This is a genomic window from Neobacillus sp. DY30, assembly GCF_030123065.1.
GTDB lineage: Bacteria > Bacillota > Bacilli > Bacillales > Cytobacillaceae > Neobacillus.
Map to the genome: position 1 here is coordinate 3,675,581 of NZ_CP126093.1, position 20,738 is coordinate 3,696,318.

Genomic DNA, 20,738 nt, shown 5'->3' on the forward strand with positions numbered 1-20,738 from the left:
GGGGATGCGCCCACCCGAACTACTATTCTGACGAGTTAAGGATTTGCACATCGAAATTCGGTTGAATTGACATTTTCGGAAAGTCTTTGCGCCAATTTAAAGACTTCCATATGTTCGAATGGTATGCCTTAAATTCCTTACCGATGCCAAGAATGTCACAATTCGCTTTTTGCAAAGTCTCAATCGTCGCTGCAGCTTTTTCTTCCAGATGTTTACTCAATTCTTTTTCCATACGTTTAACGTAATCAGGCTTAAGCATTTCGCCTGACTTGCCAAGTTCGAATACATTAATTTGCAACCTGACTCCTATGTTCACTTTTGGCAAACCTTTTGAATCAGGATTTACAGTGATCTTTGATTTTCCTTTCTTGACGGAAAACCCGTATTCGATGTTTCGTCCCTCACCGTTTTCCGCCATATGTCCGGTAAATCTTTGCCTTCCTTTGTCCATCCCAAACATCAACATCAACATCTGGACTTGTTCTTTGCTGAGAGTCACCCCTGAATTCGTACCTTGACGAAATAATAGAGCGCCGCTTAATTCCAATCCCGAATTAAATGGTTTCAACAAGGGTAACGCGATATCTCCCAATGGTTCTTTCCGGGATAGAATAAAACGCATCATGGAAACGGTGGGCATCATTCCATTCCTATCCAAAGATATAATAAAATCATTCAGATTTTTCGTAAACTCTTTATTTTTTTCCGTCTTAGCTTTCAAAAGCTCTGAAATCCTCCCATCGATTACAATTACGGGGGTGTTGATAGACGAATAGGGGGCGTGAAGTAAAAAAGCAAGTTTTGAAACAGGATCATGCGAAGCAAACCTCTTGCTTAGAATATAAAGTCTCGTGTTGATTCCTAAGAAAGGAGCTCGATCGATGTAATCTCCTTGGCCAACCGCTTCAACTAAACTAGCTCCTCTGAGCTCCGTCAACTTCGAATTCGGCTCCCCTTCTCCTTGGCCCGCACTTTTGAGGTTCGTGACTATCATTTCAAGTTTTACGTCCCCACTCTCCTCGTCCAAGTCCAACCCTGCGATGTCCACCAACTGAAGATTGCGCAGAGGCAATCGATCCCAACAACCGGTCAAGAGCAGCATCGACAAAATTCCAATTGCCGCTTTTTTCATCCTCCAGCCGCCTTTCCCCGTACCAAAGAAATGAGAAGCAGAATTGTCGGCATAATGGCAATCATAATAGCGGTAGCGATATTATGATAGTCTGAAAATCTTGACTGCAATTGCTTGTCGGAGAACCATATTCCGACCCCGATGCAAACGATTGCAATAATCCACACCAAAAGAGGATAGTTGCGGATTTCCTTCCCTCCGATGAACGCCAGATAGCGGGCGGCCAAAAACAAATAAACATACAATGTAACCATAACCACAGCTAGCCAAATCGACATAAATAGAATATCGAGGCTTTGAACGACTGGCCACCTGAATTTACGGAGAATGAACACCATCGGCTCCGAGATGGACTTCAATTGACTTTCGCTGTAGTTGTACGTAACTATGACTGTTATCATTACATAAAAAAAGGTCGTAAATCCATTGGCGGCCGACACTGCGATTACGATATCCTTCTTCTTGGGGGACCTTACTAATGGAAAAGCGTACAGGAGAAGCTCATATCCCGAGTACAACCAAAATGAGGGGATAGCACCCTTTAAAAGTGGCCCGATTCCGTGGGTGCCCATTGGCAGAAAATGACGGAAGTCCCCTTTTCCCATTCCACTTATCAATACGATCACAAAGCATATCAGAAACATAAGCATAATCATCTGCGTAATCGTGGCGATTGATCGGAGCGTAGATGAAGCGATATACGCTCCAATTGTGAAAGTTACTCCAATTAACACAGACCAGGGAGTCTCAAATAACACCCAGCGGTTGATGACATCAGAATAAGTGATAGTAACCATAATACAATTTTGCGCAAAGTACGCGGCCAGCAAGAAGTTTACGACCGATCCTAACGGCTTTCCAACAATATCAGATATATACTGGGGCAACGGCCGATCGGCATATCTCTTTCCAAGTTGATAGATGATCAGAATGACCACTTGGGCAATCACTCCCCCGATCAATATGGACATCCACGAGTCGTTGCCTGAGTAGTTAATTTGTGCGTAAGGGATCGTTAAAACGCTGACGCCGACTTGGGTTAGAATAACAAGGCATATAAGTTGGTTGATTGAGATTTTTTCTAAGTGGATCATTCAGTCCCCCCCCCTTCGAGCACTTATTCTCATTTCGTCTTTTGCCAAGCTTTCCTTAGGGCGGTTTTTCAAGCTTTTGATTGGTCCTCTGAACCATGTATCCTTGAATGTATCACCACTAATCCCCGAGTAAAAGTACGGTATGCCCATCGTGTTTAAACGGGCCAAGTGCGTCAACACCAAAAGGAATGAAAGCACCAAGCCGATTAGCCCGAAAATCGAGGCCATAACCATTAACGGGTACGTCAAAAATCGGGCGGCAGTACTCATTTCGTAGGAAGGAATAATAAATGAAGAAATTCCCGTAAGCGCCACTACGATGACCATCATATTGGAAATCAGATTCGACTCAACAACGACGGTACCGATGACAATTCCTCCTACTACGCCGATCGTATTGGCGATTGAGCTTGGGAGCCGGATGGTCGCCTCTCGCAGGATTTCGAGTATGAACAGCATGGTTAACGCTTCGAGTACTGGTGGTAACGAGATGTATTGCATAGAGCTTTGCAGCGTCAGTGCGATTTCAAAAGGTAAAATACGTGGATCGAACGTGACAAGGGCCACGTAAGTACCAGGCAGGCTAATCGCGAAAATAAAGCAAAAGATTCGAAGAAACCTTAAGGCGCTGCCGAGAAACCAGCCGATTTGGTAATCGTCGGGGGTTTGGAAGAATGCCCAGAATGAAACCGGTACGATTAGGCAATTGGGCGAACCGTCGGTTAAAATCGCGATTTTCCCATCCATCAGGTAAGATCTTACCCGGTCCGGTCTTTCGGTAACAAGCATTTTTGGAAACATCGAGAATTTTTTGTCTTCAATCATTTCTTGAATAAACCCTGGGGCTTCGACGTAATCAATGTCGATGCTTTTGATCCTGCGTTCAAACTCCTTTAGGACACTTTCGTTGGCAAGAGACTGTAGGTAAAGTACGGCTACTTTTGTATTCGACCTGCGGCCAAGCTGATAGAACTTTACGACCAGATCGGTTGTCGAGATTTGCTTGCGCATCAGATTGAGATTCGTATCCAGGTTTTCGATCAACGCTTGGTTGGAACCCCGCAGCACCCGTTCGTTCACCGGGATGTTTACCGCGCGTTCCTTTTTAAGTGGGGTTTCAAATAAATAGAGCTTCGCTTCGCCTTCAATTTGAACCACCGTCTGCCCTTCGACCAGCGCTTGCGACGCAACCGACAGAAGATCCGTCTCGGCGTATTCAAGAATGGACACGGCATCACGAACGCTGATGTTTGTAGTGCGAAGCATAGGGCGGATGATATGGTCTTGCACCGCGGCTAACTCGATCATTGTATCAAAATAAAAAAGCCGAAAATGTCGGTCGCCGGCCACGAAATCGCTCGATTTGAAGTCTGAGCTATGGAATAGCATATCCTTCAGGGACTTCTCGTTATTGTCTAGTGATTGGTCGGCTTTCATTAAAGGTACCTCTTTTCTCCAAATCGGAAAGTTTTACATATTTTCCCCACAATTTCTATTCCTATTCCGTTTCAAAGCTATTGAAATGAACATTTCGCTGCATCGAGTGGCGCTTTATTTTTTTGCATATTTCATTTAAATGTCTTCTTAAGTATTACTTCACAAGATACTCCATTTTTCTAAATGTACTTAATATTTTGATGAATGTAGAATGTTATTTGGTAAGTTGTTTCTATGGGCATCTTGGCCAAGGAGGATATTAGTTATGTATGAGGGCAAAATAATCAAGTTTTATCGTGAGAAATACAAACTAACTCAAGAGCAATTAGGGAAAGATATATGTTCAATTACACATATTAGTAAAATCGAATGCAATCAAACAACATTCGCAACTGAAATCATTGCTTTATTATGCAAACGCCTAGGAATAAATATGGAGATAGAAAAAAAAAACTTTTACGTGTAAAACAACAAATATTCAAACTGCATGAAGCCATCATTATGCAATCTTTTAAAGATATGTCCCAAATTTATTGTGAACTAGAACAAGAAGAATTAATTGAAATTTCTGAATATTTTTATATGTATCAATTACTTCGAGCTAGATTTCTATTAATGAATCAGAAGTGTTATGAAGCATATAAAATCATTAAGAAAATCCAAAAAATAGATAACAAACTAACATCATTTGAAAGCAATCTATTAAAACATGTTTTGGGCAGTTACTATTTAGAAAAACAAGAGTACGTCACAGCGATTGAAACATTAAAAACCATACAAATTCAAAATTATAATAATCCTGAATATTATTATCACCTAGCAATAGCTTACCACACTATACAATCACCCGTTTTGGCTTATTATTATGCAGAAAAATCCCATCATTTCTTTCAGGATATAAATAATTATCTTCGAGTTATTGATGCAGAAATGCTTATGATCATTCAAGTTGAAGATGATGATGGTAATGATGAAATCATAAACCGATATAATAAATTAATTATAAGCTGTGAATTATGTAATGCCCCCGAGCGAAAGGCAAAAGTTTTGCATAATTTAGCAGCAGAATACTACCGAAGAAAAGACTATGAGCAAGCATGTAAGTATTATAAAGAATCTATGTCATTAAAGAAACTAGATTCTCCTGTTTACTTACTATCTTTAGAAGGCTTTATTCGCAGTTCGTTTGATGGGAACCTTATGGCAAATGATCAACTCATACAACACGCAGAAAATGGTTTAACGATTGCAATTAGAATAAAGCAATTATTATATATCCATCTATTTAAACTTCTACTTTATTTATTAAAATCTAAAGAAAAAGAATATCATCAATATTTATTCAATAAAGCATTACCTATGTTTATTAAATCTGGGTATACTTATTTGATTAAGCGTTCAAAAAAGGAATTATTTCATTATTATGCTAATAATAATTTGCAGGATAAAGCATTGGAAATGGCAAACTTTTTAATAAACACTTAAAACTTATTTATAGTATAAAGGAGGATGATTCATCCTCCTTTTTCAATTAAACAAGAAAGATCCCTGAAAATTTTCAGGGATCTTTCTTGTTTCTTATTTACTTACAGTTTCCTTTGTAGCAGAACTTTCGTTTCCAGCTTTGTCAATTGCTGTTACATAAAGGTGTGTACTTACAGTTTGTTTTACAATTGAAACAGTGAACTTACCATTGCTATCAACTGTTCCTGTGCCAAGTGTTTTTGTGCCTGCTTTTATTAAAATTGTAGAGCCAACTTCAGCTTTACCTGTTACGATTGTAGCCGTAGAGGTCACTTTATTCACAATTGGTGCTTTGGGAGCTGTTTTGTCAATTGTAAATTTCACGGTTGATACGTTTCCGGCTGCGTCCGTTATCACTAATGTGTAGTTACCCTCTCCAGTAACGGCCGTACCGCTTGTGAAATTTTTGCCATCTAATTTAGCGGTTGCTTCATTAAAGCTAATGATGACATCCTTGTTGTAAACTCCATCGTTTTCTACACCAGCTGCCCATTTTGCGTAAAGTATTGTATCCCCAGCCACTTTATTACTCGCAAAATTCCATGCTGTTTTACCTTCAGCATCCTTATACCAACCAAGGAATGCATAACCTGATCTTATTGGTGCTGTTGGAGCATTGATTGTTTTGCTATAATCTCCTGTCTTACTTTCTACTAAGCCACCATCCTGTCTATCAAAGACAATAGTAAACTTATGAAGTGACCATTTTCCATAAAGTGTTTTTGCAGAATAGATCGAGCTTGTGAAATCCCAAGGAATTGTACATTCTTCATCTGCGAACCAAGCTAAATCATAACCATAAACAGTCGGTGCTGTTATTCTGCGTGCTACTATTTGATCTTTTACTACATCCTTTAGCTCAGTAGGAGCATCACCTGGAAGGACGAAATGCACATTATATCCACTCACTACTTTTTGGATTACGATCACATCTGCATAATCAGTAGCACTGATATTGATCGTGAAGTCTCCAGTTTTTGTGAAGACACTCTTATCCAATGTTATCATACGTGCAACCTTATCTACTTTATATTTTGCTCCATCTAAAGTAATTGCACCAACTTTAATTCTAGTAATCGCATTTGCCCACTCAGAATCAAGGAATTCAAGTGTAATATCGTTACCAAACGCGTTATCTGTCGTATCTGTTAATACAAGAGAACCGACTAAAGCGTATTTTGCATATAGTGTAATTGGTTTTGTTACAATGTTTGCAAAATCATATGGTGTTGTTAAATTTTGATCCGTATACCAACCGTAGAACTTATAGCCAACCTTTGTAGGTTCTAGTGGCTTTGTTGCATTTCGATCTACGATTTGAGCTGGAACAGGATCACCGCCATTTGATTCAAACGTTACTTTATATCCGATTACTTGATCTGTAACGAGTGCATCTGCATAACCTTCAGACACGATTACCACATTGACCTTTTGTCCTGCTGTAAATAAGTCATGGTTTAAGTTAATAGCGTTATTGCTAATCGTATAATCCTTATCTAAAACTAATTCTTTTGAACCAATTTTCACTGCTTTGATATTATTTTTCCATGTTCCATCATCTGTAAATGGTAAGGTAATATCGCTACCTACAATGTTTTCAACAGTATCCTTCAATACGGTTGGAGGTGTTTTAATCCAACATAAATAGTAAGTTGCATTATCGGTTAGGAAAATGCCGTTATTTTGTGAAATCGTTGACACCTTGTCACTTGAGCCGGCACTGTCTAGATATAATTTTTCACTTAGTGAAAGCGTTCCATTTTTTACAAATGATAATGCTGTTTGCATACTAGGTACATAAGCTTGACCATTAACAAGGGCATCGGCCAAGTATAAGTCAGTTGAATTCTTTAATGTTCCGCCATTTAAGTCAATATGACGTCGATAACTAAGTTTAACATCTGGAACATCAAGCGTTTCACCTGTTTTTGCTGTAATTGTTAATTTATAGCCAGCATTTGGACTACCCTTAGCTAAGCTTGGTGCTGCACTAAACGCAAATTTTTGATCTGGATGTTCAGTTGCAAATTTTTCCGTCGCAGTCGTAAATGAAAGCGTTCCAATTCGATCATTCGTTGACATGTCATATGTGCTTGGATCTAACGTATACTTTGTTTCCGTAGCCTCTGTCGTTCCATCACTCTTTAATTTATAGTAAGTGGCTTCGATTTTGGCAATTTGATCCTTACTTGTTAACCAAGGAATATTCGCTGCATAATCTGGAATATTGATTTTCAGATCTCCCTCGCCAAGTACCCAACCAATACCGCTTGCTCCACTTGTTCCGTCAAACTTGAGTCCATTTGGTTTCGTTACATCAACAGGTGAATAGCTTTGCGTAAAATTCACTTGCCATTTCGCATAAACGGTTTGATCTGCACCTATATCATTAGTTGGTTGCCACTGACTTGTACCTGATGGATCGTTAAACCATCCAATAAATTTATAGCCAGGTCTTGTTGTACTAGGATTGATATTAAATCCAATACTATTAGAAATGACATCATTATTTACTCTGGTTCTACTCGGTCTATATCCAACCGCGATTGGAGTAACTGGAGCGCCACCTTGACTATCAAACGTAATGCCATATCCAACTGCTTGAGTATAAAAACCGTTTGAATCAAGTCCGATTGTTTTAACCGGGTAAATGGTATTATCTGCACCCTTTGAGCTGATATCAAACTTATACAACTGAGGCAACCAGTTGGTTCCACCAGGATTGATTGGCGAAGAAGAACCAGCAGGTGATACATTCGTTTTAAATAAATCTGCCTTAAAGGTAATTTGCCCTGGTACACTGATGTCGTAATATTTATTACCACTACCATCTGTCAAATCTGTGATATCTAGAACGGTTGAGTTTTGTGTCTTAACCTTTATATTATTAATTCCATTACGCCAATTCGCATCATCTGTAAAGGTAAACGTTAAATCCTTCCCTACATGTGCTTTTGATGGATCAGTCACTTCTGGTATAGTAGGCGTCGGAATTGCTGTAGTTGATACCGTAAAGGTATTGGTTACATCTTGATAACCAGTCGCCTTGATGGTAACTGTGTAATTCGTAGCCGTCGTAAATAACGAACCAGGTAACGTAATTTTAGAAGGCATAACCGTTAGCGTGCCAAATTGATCATAATACGTAGATGCTTCTGAGATTTTCACTAAATTTGTAACATCTGTTGAACCTAACATCACTTTTGTGATTGCTTTTCTCCATACTACATCATCTTTAAACACATCACTAACTGGGATGAGAGAGATTGTCGAACCATTTTGTAAGTCTTGTAACTTTGGAATGGTCGTATCACTTGTTTTTTGTCTTGGTCCTGCAAAATTTAGCGCTGCTCTGATTTGTTCGATTCCATCACCAGCATGTAAGGTGAATGTTTTTGCAAGAGAATCGAAATTTGGATTTGTATAACTTCCTCTGTTTGTCCCAATCGTCACATCTTGCGTTAACGTTAGTTGCGGTTCTGGAACCGTTAACCCTGCGTCGATCGCACTTTGATTTTTCAACCCGAAGTTTTTGAAAATAAAATAGAAATCATTGTAATCAATTTTACTTGTCGCAATCAGTGAACCCGTATAGTTAATATCATTGTTACGAACGCTTTTTAATAACGATTTAACGGATGGATCGTTTCCACCAAGAAGCGCACTAAGGAACGAATAATCGTTATAAGCCTGGATCTCCGAAAGAATGTCATTGATATCAATGACGTTATCCCCATTCACATCTCCACCTGAAAGAATCGGGAAAAGACCTCTGATATCTTTGATTGTTCCTGATTGATAGCCAAATTTATTTTCACCAATGACTGGTGTTTTTTCATATCCTTTGAAATGTCCTGGTACACTCGCTTCGACTGAATATGGCGAGTTACTGACATCCATTGTTACAGCATAATACGGGTTAATAAACGTATAAGCAATTGTGTTATTAAAAGATGTCGGATTATCCGTTGCAAACGTTTTACCCTTTTCATCTTTCACCGTTACCTTCGCTCCTGAATCAACTGTGAATTGAGGGTATTCATTCGTTACGTTGTTTCTTGCAAAAGCTTCAGCAGCCAATTGACCTCTAAGCACGGAAATTGACTGTCTGACATAAGGTACATTTGTTGGGAACCACGTAACTTTCGTATCCTCACCTGATAAAGTTAAATTCGATTTTAATACGATAAATTCAAATGGTCCTGTAATCGGATCAGGGTTTGAATAGGTTACATCTGCTTCGATAATATTCATATCATGGTCAAGTGCACCGTTTGCACCAATTCCAGATATCGTAATATCTACGTTTTTACCAACTTGATAGACTGGATGGGTATAAGGTTCACCTACAGTTAATACCGTATTAGGGTCAACCCCTTTACTGATTAAATAATTTTTATACTCATCTGTTAATCTGATATTGCTAAATTTGTAAACTTTATTATCATTAAGTGTAATTTTAGCGCCTGTCATACCCACGCCGTACTTTGTTGCGATTGTCGTTTTGAACGGTTTATCCGTATCGACAACAACTTTATCTTCATTGCCTGGTCCTGCATCTACACCTCCAGAATTGGTAAGTGTCAAATATGGGGTACCTTTTTTAATAAAATAATATTCCTGTTTCGTAGTTGATGGATCACCCGCCCCTGCATAATCAACTGGATACATCCAAAAGTAGCTGCCAAAATTTGATGTTAAGTCCTCAGGAGTAACTCCAAAATGGAAACGACCTTTCTCATCTGTATGGAAGAATACAGTTGGGAATTCACTATCTTGGTAACCCAAAACTGTGTTCAATGCTTGATCTACAGGTACAGGTGTCCTACCATCTATTGGACTTGTCACCGACGTTTCGCCATTATTCTTCATCACTTCGACGTTAGAATCGTAGACTGAACCATAAAATCCTTTAATCTCTTGACCAGGTTGATAGCCTGTAGGGTCGATTTCATAAATCCCTGGCTTTGAATCACTGTCCATGGCAATCGTTGGAGGTGTATTGTCTACATAAAGTGTATCTTCTGCTGTGTAGCGTTTTCCAGCTGCATCCGTCATAATCATCTCAACAGAATAAGTACCTTCTGTTATCGCTACGGGCTTTGTTGCGATTCCGGATTGATCAAATGAGCCATCATATGGCTTAGTAAATGGAAGATATTGTCCCAAAAATAGAATTACCCCATTATATTGGACACCTGGGGAAATCCAATCAGCATCACTTAATCTGTTTATTACTCCTAAATAATTTTCGTTCTTATCTTTTAATACAATATATGAGTCTTTCATTGCACTATTAATCGAATAGCTAGTGGTTGATAAACTACCTGGCGTCATTGCCTTTGTTGTAACTTTAAACGAATCAATTCCTTTTTCCGCAACGGTAATCGTGAACGGAATACGATATGACTCCTTTGAGTCCGCCGCATTTACAAGGTTAATATAACCCTCGTAAGTTCCCTCTACTGCATTTGACGGAACGGTAATTTTTGCAGTTGCTTTAACCGTACTTCCACCGTCAACATTAATGGATGTCACGTTTGTATCACCGGTTGAAAAATCGATTTTGACATCATTTCCTGTGCCAGGACCTACTTTATTGGATCCAGCAAATTTTGTTGAAATAAATTGATTACTTACATTATATGTTTTTCGGCTAGTTCCTTGGTTGGTTATGTTAAAATCTTTTGTTGAAATCACATCATCAGAGCCGTTCGTTGCGCCTTCTCCTCTACCTTTAAAGCCAAAGAACATGCTTCCTGTAAGGTTATCAACTTGACTCAGCATAGAATCTGAATTGACTGCATATGCCTTATCTAAAACTTGGATTTTTACATCCTCATTAATAGCTCGTGCAGGATCAACACGTCCAGCACCAACTTGGTAAACGCTATAAGTCTTTGAATCTGTATTAATATCCTTAGCTGTATTCATTAATGCCGACTTGACATCTGCCGGAGTATATTCTGGATTTGCAGCTAAAATCAATGCTGAAATCCCTGCAACATGAGGCGTTGCCATTGAAGTACCTGACATTAATTCATACGAATACTTATAATCTCTGTTTTCTACACTTACATCTGCTTGTGGTTCCCAAACGTCATATGGAACGGTCGACGAAATGTCAACACCAGGCGCTACAACATCTGGTTTGATTGTCCAATCTTTTACTGGTCCTGTTGAGCTAAAGTTTGCCAACTCGTCACCTTTTTTTGCGATTGGCGCATCAAGTATAACTGGGAACGTAATTGTTGCTGATTTAGGATCCTTGTAAATGGCATCTGAAAGTGCTTGTCCCTGCGCTTGAGTCAATGATACAGAATAAACATTATCCATGCTAACGCCTAAGAAGCTATTTATATATCCTAGGTTATCTTCATCGGCAGTATTGTTCCAAATGATCATTCCTGCTACGCCGGCTTTATGAGCATTTGCCATTTTTGTAGTTAAAAACTCTCCGCCACGTTTCACAAGAGCAATTTTACCAGACATATCTAATCCATTATAATCTGCCGCACTACCTCGGCCGACATCAACAATTGGAAATGTTTGTCCTTTAAATGCATCGTCAGATTGTGCGAAGTTTTTACCAATTAAACGAGCTGGATAGGAAGCTGATCCGTTCTTTAGAGTCATCGCTGGGATTTCTCCTGGGATTGAACTTGCACCAACCGTTATCCCTAGTGCAGCAGTTCCTGGTGAGCCTACAGTAGCTGTACCTGGGCCAGCATTACCTGCTGCAACATCACATACAACACCGGCTAAAGTAGCATTGTTAATCGCAATACTGGTTGGGTAAAACGGATCATTAATCGTTGCACCAAGTGAAAGATTGATAACATCCATCCCATCCTTAACAGCTGCATCAATACCGTTCAATACAGAGTCAGAGGTGCCACGTCCACCTGGTCCTAGTACACGGTAACCATAAAGATCGACATCTGGCGCTACACCATTTGCTGAATATACATCGTTATTATTTGTCGTATTTGCTGCGATTGTCCCTGAAACGTGAGTTCCATGAGATGTAATATACTGCTTGTAATCTGCAGGAGGTGGTCCAGCAATTATATCTGGAAGCGCCTTCGCAGCTACCCAATCCTCATAAGTTGTTTCCATTGGATCATGGTCATCTACATATTTGACATTGCCATCTTCATCGATGCCTGTATTGTTGACAAGGTCATGCCCACCCTTATATACCGCCTTCAAATCAGGGTGATTGTAATCAATACCAGTATCAAGTACACCAACCTTAACTTTTTGGCCTTTTCGAGGACCGGATTTAAAAATACCTGTATGACCTTCAGCTTGCAGTTTGTCTAGTCCTAATAAAGAAAGACCTGTTGTAGGCTTTCCTACAGATTCACTTGCCTCTAAAGCTTTTGAAGTAGTTCCTTCAGCAGCCGTATATTCTACTTGAGACCAAACAGAGGCAACTTCTGGATTTTCTGCAATTGTTGCAACCTGGTTTGCAGGTAAAGATAAAGCTACTCCGTTAAATGCTTCTGAATACTCTCTAGTAATCTTCATACTATTTTTAATAGACTTTCCGCCAATAATTTGCGCCTTTGGTTGGTTTTTCTTCACAAAGCTTTTAAAATTAGCGTGAGAGGCTTCAACCTTTTTCTTTGCTTCAGAATATTCGCTTGCAAAAGCTTGGCTTTTTAATGAAGCCCCACCTTTAGCCAATGATTGCTTGATCATTCGAATCTTAGCTGGATCCACTTTAAATTGAACGATGACATTAATATTTTCTTTACTACGCAAATCCTTTTTATCCACATGGATTTTTTGCGAATGTTCTGCTCCAGTCAGCTTATTAATATTTGCTTTTTGCTCAGGAGTTAGTCCGTCTAGAATACGGTTTACTTCTTTTGCATTAAAAGTCTCACTTGACGGACTTTTCTGACTTGGGTTAGCAGCAGCATGTACGGGTGTTAAACTCTGAGGTAGTGCAAAGTTTAAAAGCATTGCACTCAACAGAGAGATAGATAACATTCTCTTTGTTTGTCTCATTCTCTTACTCATTTTTTACCCTCCTTATAAAATATTAAAATAGGAGCCTATGAAATCCAAAAACTTTCAGGGTTCAAGGTTTAATAAGCTGTTGAGCATTTTAAAATTAGCGCTCAAATATTTAAGTATTAATAATTTTCTTAATACTTAAATATACTAAAATATTAATTCAGAATATAAAAATCGTACATTGGGGGAATATAAGTCTTAATAATTCGACAATTTTCGCCAAAAATACAACTTTATACCTATTACTTTACTAATATTGAAAATATTGTGTGATTTACAAGAAAAATCAATTAAGAAATTGGGGTTTTTTAATTAAAAAGGAATTTTATCACTATTTCTATTTGGGGGAATATAGGCTTTTTGCGAGAAAAAGTTATTTAATTTTTGGTGTGTTCCATTAATTACAATTTATTAATTGTTTAAACGACGGTACTGATACCAAAGTGAATTCCCTATAAATCCAGTAACTTAAAAATTCACCAAATTAAAAAGCTATCAAATTCCTAATATAAATAGGATTGATAGCTTTTAAATAAATCAATAGATTTCTAAGGTTGTTGAAGAACTGTTACTTGTTTTGGTTTAGTAGTTAATGTAAATCCGTCTTTTGTGACCACATCGGCTGTGATAAAATACGTACCATTTGGTACAGTTGTTTTAGGCTTCCATTCGGTTTTTAGGGAATGTTCGTCCTTTACTTCCCACGAATCAATCACGTTTCCATTTACATCTTTCACCTTTAATGTCCAATCCACTCGGTTGTGAGCCCATGCTGAAATTTTCGCTGGCTTCGCTTGGTTCACATTTGAAGATGGAGAAACGCTGATCGTTTGAACAACCGCTCCCTCATAGGTGTAGCCTTGGTTATCACCCCATGTTTTCCAAGACATATTTCCAGCATAATCGACCGCTAGGGCAACGATCCCTTTTGGTTCTTTTGTGACCGTGACGGATTTGGCTCCAAGCGGTAAATACGTGTATACCCCATTGACGTAAAGAACAGCCGAGTTGAAATCGCTCGCATTGTCTGTCGCATCAAACGTAATTTCCCATTTTCCGTTCTTTGGCGTCACTTGAATGTTTGAAAGAACTGGAGCTACGGTATCCACCGTAATTGGCATTTTGACAATTTGCGGCTTTGCATTTGGATATGCAAGCGTTGTTTTAAGAACGTAATTGTAGACACCGTCTTTTACATATTTTCCTTCTTCATCCATCATATCCCATAAATAAGCGCTGTACGCATTATTTCCGTAGGCCATGATGTTTTTTCTGAACTTATATGGATTTCCGTCGATTTCCGTAAACTCACCTAGTTCATACACTTTATTTCCAGATGCATCCTCAATATAGGCTTCTGCATGATCGATGTTTCGTAAGGCCGAAAACGTCGCATAAATACCACTCACTTGATAGTTACGAGAGAAGGCAATACGATTCAGATGGAATCTTTGTGTATAGGGGTCAAACCCCATTGGGTATCTTTCACTTGTGTCATCCCAAAGAGCGGTATAGCCTAAGAAACGACCCTTTTCCCATGCCGGAGCATCAATGTTGCGTAATTCATCCCACTTACCGTAGAAGCCCATATATGGAACTGTTAATGGAACCGCTTTGCCTTCGTTCGTTCCAACCGGTACAATGCGGACAAATCCTTCCACAAATTGATTTTTATTCAAACCTTCTGGAAGCGTAATGTTGACGGTTACGTTTTTCTTTTGCCCTGGTTTGATTTTGATTAACGTTCCATCTTGGTCGGTGACACTTTGTTCATTAACTGTCACTTTCGCCCCTTCAATTCGCTCGCTCTTTAACGTTAAATACTCTTTTTGGTCAAGGTTTCCATCCATATCAAAATCAAATTCCTTCGTTTGCGTCTGATCCTTTAAGACATCCACGAATACTTTGTACTCAAACTCAGACTTTCCATTATTGCTTTCACCCTTAGGGAGATCGAATGCTTCCATTTCCAATTGGAATTGTGTTTCTTTTCCGATTTCTTTTAAGGATACCGCACCTGCTTGTTCTAGTGACGTCCCTTTTCGTGTGACAATCACAGGTGTTTGAATGGCGTTCTGAATCTTCATATGCCCAGAACCTTGTAAACGCGGTGTATAGGGAACCGTTCCGCTTGTTCTTGGATCCATAATGACATTCGCCGTATTCATTAGCGCGATTTTCGCTTTTAATACGGTTTCCTGCGAATGAGAAAGTCCTTTTTTGTAAAGAGATTGTAATAATAGGGCAGAACCACCCGCTACATGAGGGGTTGCCATCGACGTTCCACTCATCACTTCATATTCATTTCCTGGCATCGTGGAATAGATATTTCCGCCCGGTCCTGAAATTTCTGGTTTGAAATCGAGTGTGCTCGGTGCACCGTACGATGAGAAGTGAGACATGTTGTCTTTCGCTGGATTATCCACCCACAGGCCGCCTGTAAACTTCATCTTCACACTCTGTCCGCTCTTTAGCTTGTCCACAAGGGTGGCACCGATAACCTTACTTGTCGTTGCTGATGGTACACCGGCTGCTGAAAATTGGAAGGTTTGATAATCTGGAATAAAATCAGCAGGTATCACGATAAGTGCTTTCGCTCCAGCCGCTTTGGCTGTGCTGTTTTGTGAATAAAGCGAATAGGAATTTAACATTTTCGCAACCGCAATATAACCTGTTTTTCCTACAGGATAATCCGCTTTGTTTTTCCCTTCACCGACAAACACCATTTCATACTCTTCGGTGGAAGATAGATTTTTGGAAACCTTAAAAGCTGGACCATACCCTGTAAAATCCTTAAATGGAAGGGTAATACCGGATTCGTCTGTTAATCCGTTTACACGGTACTTCGTATTTTCATAGGAAGCAACCGATAAGGCAAATGGGCTGATACCAGGCGCTCCAACGGTTCCGATATCCGGATTGTCCGCATACGGTTGTAAAGATGAACTGATCACATTATTTTTTGTGCTGTAAGATGAATTTCCAGCCGCGACAACGACCATTGACCCTTTTTCCGTTGCGACGCGGATGGCTTTTTGAATCGGGTCAAAACTTTCATCGACGTAGCCTGCGTCGACACCCAAACTCATGTTGATGACATCTGCTCCCATCGTGACCGCGTGCTCAATCCCAGCGATGATATCATCTTCCATTGCACCGCTGCTGAAGTCTGAAAATACTTTCTCCGCTAATAGCTGAACCCCAGGTGCAATCCCAGCGACGCCATCTTTTGTTTCATCGCCGTTTGCCCCTACGGTTCCTGCTACGTGCGTTCCATGTGGATTTCCTTTTGCCCCAGAAGGAATGACATTGGTATCATTGTCCGCCCAGTCGTAGCCGGTTGGCACTTTATCGGAATACCACACTTCGCCCACTTCGGTTTCGGCCATTTTGTTGTTCATTTTTTCTTGTGTCCACTTTTCTTTTGTTTTTGCGTCATTGGATAGCGTAAAATCTTTATGATTGTAGTCAATACCGCTATCGACGATGGCAACAACCATTCCTTCACCTTTATAGCCATATTGCTCCCACACCTTTTGGGCTTGTACTAACTCTTTACTTGCCGCCATGTTTTCCTCGAAAGTTCTGGCAATGTGAACATGTTTGACGCCAGGAAGGGACTTGATGTCTTTCACGTTTTGGTACTCGGTTTCCACGCTGATTCCGTTAAACCCTTCAAAATAGCGGTGTTTGACTTGGATCGGCGCATTTTTCCCTTTTTGAACATTGGATAGCTGATGGATGACGCTATCTTGCTTTTCTTTATAGGAATCTTTTTTATTTTTAGAGGCTACTTCACTTTCTGATGGTTGTTCCACTTCGACGATTAAACGAACCTTTTCAGTTGGCTGGAAGGCTTTTATTTCCTTCTTTCCACCCTCCTGATACATCGAATTCTCTAAATCATTTCCTTCGTAATTCTTATTCACGCCTACAATCTGATTCTGTTCCAGGATTTCATTGATGGTTTCTGGTTGCGCATTGTTGTCTGCCGCGACCGGTAACGACGTAAAAATCAATGATGTTAAGGCAGCTGTGGTCATGACTTTATTCGCTTTCAATTTTCCATTTTTCATAATGTCTCTCCTCTTTTTTATATAAAATAAGAACTTCAATATTTACATTTATTCACCTAAGATTAATAGATTAATAGCTATTAATTGCCATTTTAATTTAACAATCTATTAACCAAAGTGAGTCCAAATAAATACAATTCAAATTTTACTTACATCTTATAAAACCGTACATTGGGGGAAATTCAACTAATACAAAAGTCCTTTTTTAAGGATTTTAATTTAGGATTTGTCATATAAACTCTATTAAAAAAGAATTCTAGGATATTTTAGGGAAGGACGAAATAGTAGTTTGTCGAAATTATTATATTAAGTAGGCGTTGTAATCTTAAAATTGGGGGAATATATCATAATTATTCGAATTTTGCCATTTTACAAAAAATCATTTTCCAAAAACAGTACTAAAGACTTAAAAAATAATACGAAAAAGATCAGATACACGATAGGTTTAAAAATGAAATGAAAAAAATCGACAAGTGATTAATCACCTGTCAAAAGAAATTCTTACCCTCCTAATAAAGGGATCCTACCTTTATATTTATTTATATATTTTACGATTATGTTCTCGTAGAATCGTCCGCATTTCCACTTTTAAAAATCGGTGGAGTAAAAATTATTTTCAATCATAATTTTAATAGCTTCAACTACTAATCCATTTACTACCGCAGAACCAATTATTGTTGATCCGGATTCATATGGTGTATAACTGATTAAGTCGTTTTTTTGAATTTGCCTATAAAACAAAAGGGCTCCAGTTTTCACTAGAGCCCTTTTGTTTTTATTAAAAATAAGGAAAGAAATTAAACATTCTTTCAAACTTTTCGAAGACAAATCTTGTCCTTGGAAGGTACATAATACAAATATTGATTATTGTACAACTGTTACTGTTTTTGGCAGTGATGTTACTTTAAAACCGTCTTTTGTCACGAGATCTAGTGTGATTGTATACGTGCCATTTGGAAGATTTGAATCAGGTGTCCATTGTTCTCTTAATGTATGTTCATTCTTCACTGTCCATGAACTTACAATTTGACCACTTGCATTTTTTACAGTAATTGTCCAGTCTAATCGGGTATGGCCCCAAGCAGTAATTTTTGCTGGTTTGGTTTGGTTAATACCAGTAGACGGAGTTACACTCCACGTTTGCATCGCCATACTCCATTTATTATAGCTTTGATCTCCCCAAGTAGTCCAAGATACATTTCCTGCAAAATCAATCGCTAAAATGACAATTCCTTTAGGCTGTATTGACAAGTAGAGAAGTAGTCTCATAAGGCAATGAATATGATTGTCCATTTACAAAAACAATAGCAGAATGAAAGTCACTTGCATTATCATTCGCATTAAAGGTAATTTTATATTTACCATTCGTTGGCGTTACTTGAATATCTGAAACTTTTGGAGCGACGGAATCAACTGTTATTGGCATTTTAACTATCTGTGGTCTTGCGTTTGGATAATCCAATGTTGTTTTAAGCACATATTGGTATACTCCGTCTGGAACATATTGTCCGGATGGGTCTTTCATATCCCATGTATATCCTTTATGTTTAATATTCCCAAATGCCATAATATTTTTTCTAATCTTCCTTGGTTGTCCATTTCCAGTATTTTCACTAAAGTCGCCTAAATATTCTATGAGATTTCCAGATGGATCTTCAATATAAGATTCAACTTTTTCTAAATTACGTAAGGCTTGGAATGTACCATAGATACCTGTTGTGTTCAAATAGTTTGGCGAAAAGGCAATACGATTAATATGAAACCTTTTTCCATCGAATCCCATTGGAGTACTATTTTCTTCATGATCATCCCAAAGGGCCGTATATCCTACAAAAGCATCTTTTTCCCAAGCTGGAGCGTCGATATTTCTTAGTTCATCCCATTTTCCATAGAACCCCATATAAGGAATGGAAAGAGGGACAGCTTTATCTTGATCCTTCGCAACTGGAACGAGACGAACAAATCCTTCTACAAAACTATTTTTCGTTAAGGAATCTGGTAATGATACATGAACAGTCAGCATTTTGTTTTGACCTGGCTTGATTTTCACTAATGCTCCTGTGCTTTCTGTTACGATTTGATCATTCACAGTAACTGTTGCACCATGAATACGTTCGCTTGTTAGAGTTAAATACTCTTTTGAATCTAATTGTCCATCAGCATCTAAATCAAATTCCTTCGTTTCGGTTCTATCTTTCAATAAATCTACATAGACATTGTATTCAATGTCAGCACTATTATTAATACCTTTAGGAGATTCGAATGCTTCCATATTTAATTTAAAGCTTGTAGTTTGACCAATTTCCTTTAAAGCCACGGCTCCAGCTGCTTCTAAAGGTGTATCTCTTCGTGTGACAATAACTGGTGTATCAATAGCATTTTGAATTTTCATTAAGCCAGACCCTAGAATACGTGGTGAATATGGAACTTCACTGTTTGTTCTAGGATCCATAACCACATTAGCTGTATTCATTAAAGCCAGTTTTGCTTTTAAAACCGTATCTTTTGAATGGTCTAATCCCTTTTGATAAAGTGCCTGTAATAATAAGGCAGATCCACCTGCAACATGAGGAGTTGCCATAGATGTACCGCTCATCACTTCGTAATTATTACCTGGTATTGTAGAATAAATATTTCCACCAGGAGCAGACATTTCCGGTTTAAAATCTAATGTAGATGGGGTACCCATCGATGAAAAATGGGACATCATGTCTTTTGCTTGGTTGTCTACCCAAGCATCACCATTAAATTTCATACTTAAATATTGACCACTCGGCAGATTACTCATTTTATTCAGTAATGCTTCACCTATCGTTTTACTTGTTGTAGCAGTTGGTGTATATACTGGCGATACCTGTAGAGTAGGATAATCTGGCAAATCTGCAGGTGGAATCATAATGATCGCCTTTGCTCCAGCACTCCTCGCTGTCATTTGAATGCTATAATAAGATGAGTATTGATTTAATAACTTTACGACAGCAATGTAGCCTGTTTTTCCTTTAGGATAATCTGAAGCAAGCTTTCCTTCGTTTACGTACACCATATCATAGCTGGTATCCTGTACGAGATTTTTAGATACTTTAAAATTATATGTTGCTGGAAATTGCGTTTGATCTTTGAAAGGAAGTGATTGACCACTGTCATCTGCTAATGAATGCATATGCATTTTTGTATTTTCATAGGAAGCAACCGATAATGCATATGAACTAACACCCGGTGCACCAACTGTTCCAATATCAGGATCTTCTGCAAATGGCCTTAAAGATGGGACAGAAATAGTATTCTTCGTACTGTAGCCTGAATTTCCGGCTGCTGCAACAACAAGTGTCCCGTGTTCAGTCGCAACTCGGATTGCTTTTTGAACCGGATCATACTCTTCATCTACATAGCCTGCGTCAGAACCTAAGCTCATGTTGATAACATCTGCACCCATTGTGACAGCATGCT

9 protein-coding genes are annotated in these 20,738 nt (G+C 38.7%); 2 read left to right on the forward strand and 7 right to left on the reverse strand.

What is annotated here, in order from left to right:
• Positions 1 to 22: 22 nt before the first annotated feature.
• From QNH29_RS17840 to QNH29_RS17850, 3 genes are read right to left on the reverse strand one after another with little or no spacing between them, the layout of a single operon-like run.
• A complete protein-coding gene (locus QNH29_RS17840) occupies positions 23 to 1,132 on the reverse strand; it encodes a Ger(x)C family spore germination protein (protein ID WP_283860719.1) in 1,110 nt (369 codons plus the stop codon).
• Complete coding sequence (locus QNH29_RS17845) at positions 1,129 to 2,226, reverse strand: GerAB/ArcD/ProY family transporter (RefSeq protein ID WP_283860720.1); 1,098 nt, start codon at positions 2,224 to 2,226, stop codon at positions 1,129 to 1,131. Before QNH29_RS17845 ends, QNH29_RS17840 begins: the two co-directional genes overlap by 4 nt.
• Positions 2,227 to 3,663 (reverse strand): spore germination protein, encoded by a 1,437-nt coding sequence (locus QNH29_RS17850; RefSeq protein WP_283860721.1) that lies wholly within the window; start codon positions 3,661 to 3,663, stop codon positions 2,227 to 2,229. It abuts the gene before it with no gap.
• Between the two features lie 265 nt (positions 3,664 to 3,928).
• Here QNH29_RS17850 and QNH29_RS30495 point away from each other — a divergent pair, with 265 nt between their 5' ends.
• Together QNH29_RS30495 and QNH29_RS17855 are read left to right on the forward strand one after the other, a co-directional pair.
• The gene (locus QNH29_RS30495; RefSeq protein WP_481858740.1) at positions 3,929 to 4,129 is read left to right on the forward strand and encodes a helix-turn-helix domain-containing protein; all 201 of its coding nucleotides are present in this window, start codon (positions 3,929 to 3,931) and stop codon (positions 4,127 to 4,129) included.
• Positions 4,075 to 5,148: a transcriptional regulator gene (locus QNH29_RS17855; RefSeq protein ID WP_283860722.1), complete on the forward strand. Its 1,074-nt coding sequence runs from the start codon at positions 4,075 to 4,077 to the stop codon at positions 5,146 to 5,148. Before QNH29_RS30495 ends, QNH29_RS17855 begins: the two co-directional genes overlap by 55 nt.
• A 93-nt stretch (positions 5,149 to 5,241) precedes the next feature.
• Here QNH29_RS17855 and QNH29_RS17860 read toward each other — a convergent pair whose 3' ends face one another.
• The 4 genes from QNH29_RS17860 to QNH29_RS17875 all read right to left on the reverse strand — a co-directional run bounded on the left by QNH29_RS17860 (position 5,242) and on the right by QNH29_RS17875 (position 20,724).
• A complete protein-coding gene (locus QNH29_RS17860) occupies positions 5,242 to 13,218 on the reverse strand; it encodes a S8 family serine peptidase (protein WP_283860723.1) in 7,977 nt (2,658 codons plus the stop codon).
• A 545-nt stretch (positions 13,219 to 13,763) separates the two neighbouring features.
• Positions 13,764 to 17,291 (reverse strand): S8 family serine peptidase, encoded by a 3,528-nt coding sequence (locus QNH29_RS17865; RefSeq protein ID WP_283860724.1) that lies wholly within the window; start codon positions 17,289 to 17,291, stop codon positions 13,764 to 13,766.
• An 864-nt stretch (positions 17,292 to 18,155) separates the two neighbouring features.
• Complete coding sequence (locus tag QNH29_RS17870) at positions 18,156 to 18,542, reverse strand: hypothetical protein (protein ID WP_283860725.1); 387 nt, start codon at positions 18,540 to 18,542, stop codon at positions 18,156 to 18,158.
• Complete coding sequence (locus QNH29_RS17875) at positions 18,526 to 20,724, reverse strand: S8 family serine peptidase (protein ID WP_283860726.1); 2,199 nt, start codon at positions 20,722 to 20,724, stop codon at positions 18,526 to 18,528. The genes QNH29_RS17870 and QNH29_RS17875 overlap by 17 nt, the downstream gene beginning before the upstream one ends.
• Positions 20,725 to 20,738 lie beyond the last annotated feature (14 nt).